This window comes from Oleiphilus sp. HI0125, from assembly GCF_001635355.1.
Genome location: NZ_LWGF01000936.1, coordinates 1 through 1,475 on the forward strand (window position 1 = coordinate 1; position 1,475 = coordinate 1,475).

Here is a 1,475-nt window from a genome sequence, read left to right on the forward strand (position 1 = left end):
TTCAGTGAGATCGACAATGAGACTCCGAAAATTGAGATTTTCAGAAATCGTATCAATCGCCACATCAATGGTCGAGCACGCATTTAAGCGGACTTCACCCACCAACTTTAATACATATACACCGCTACAATCGGCTTGTAACACTCTACATTCGGACATCGCTAACTAACTCTTGATAATGCAAGCAACACCCTACCATCCGCTACGACGCATCCTTATCGCAGACCGTTAACACGGCAATATCGTCCGGTAGATCATCGATATCATCCAATCCAACCGATGTCAGTAATGATTCTATCCCTCCTCGCTCACGAGAAACAACATCTAAAAGTAACTTTTCTTTCTCTTTTAGTGTATCACTCGGCAAAACTTCTAATATCCCATCTGAAAAAACAGTGATTTTAAAGTCTTGTGGCAAAGGGCATACAACCCGCTCAAACTCTGGATCAGGAAATAAACCAACCGCGACACCTTTTGCATTTAAGTACTCCGCACCAGACGGACTACTCAGTATCGGCAGGGGGAAATGCCCGCCAATGGCATAGGTTAGGCTGCGATCACTATGATCAACAATACCTACAAATACGGTTAAGTGCTTTCCTAGATCCGACACAATCAATTCCTGATTGAGTCTTTTCAAAAACTTCACTGGACAGCTTAGCTCATCACTTGAGTTTCGGCGTAAATTTCTCAGTAATCGTGCTGATAGATTTTTTAAGAGAACCGTGACGAACGCAGACGAGGCTCCGTGCCCAGATACATCTGCAAAATAGAACAAGGACTTTGTATCGTCGATACGAAAGTAATCTAGAAAATCACCACTTAAGTACAAAGACGGACGAACAATATGATCAAAATGGAAATCGTTAATGATTTTATCTGGCTGAGGAAGCATCTTGAGCTGAACCTGCAAGCCGGCTTTTTGATCTGTTCGTAACTCGTGAATACCTTCGCGAAGCTTGCGATTTCGTTCCTCGAGCTCTGATCGCAGTCGTTTATTCAACTTACTGAGACGGATTTGATCCAGTGTTTTATGAATCACTGAGTCTAAACGCTCAAAGTCTTTCACTGGCTTAAGTATGAAATCCCCTGCCCCACCTCTGAGACAAGCTACAACATCACCCGCCGACTCAACTTCAGACACAATGATCAACGATATTTCTTTCTTATCACTTTCGAAGAATGGCAATAGCGGGATTTGTTCGGAGGGAACATCTGCAAAAATCAGGTCGGGCGCTTCAGGAAGAGCTAGTAGATGCGCCGTTTCGACATTAGAAGCCGCTTGGACAAAATACCCTTTTCCAGTGAGATAACTCACTAGATTCTCACGATCAACAGGGTTGGAATCGATCACTAAAATTTGATCTGAGCTTGGACTCATAACTGCGCAATATTCATTGTTCTTTTATGCAGTATAGGCGAGCAAACGCGTTGGTAAAGCCTTATGCAAATATTGCCCGTTTTCATCAAGATTT

General features: G+C 43.0%; 1 protein-coding gene. It reads right to left on the reverse strand.

Going from position 1 to position 1,475, the window contains the following annotated elements; all coding sequences use genetic code 11:
- Nucleotides 1-202 precede the first annotated feature (202 nt).
- Nucleotides 203-1,381 (reverse strand): SpoIIE family protein phosphatase, encoded by a 1,179-nt coding sequence (locus A3762_RS16130; protein ID WP_068755715.1) that lies wholly within the window; start codon nucleotides 1,379-1,381, stop codon nucleotides 203-205.
- Nucleotides 1,382-1,475 lie beyond the last annotated feature (94 nt).

What these genes read in the sequence shown, in the direction of transcription:
- A3762_RS16130 (WP_068755715.1), bottom strand. Translation starts at nt 1,381, where the DNA reads ATGAGTCCAAGCTCAGATCAAATTTTAGTGATCGATTCCAACCCTGTT.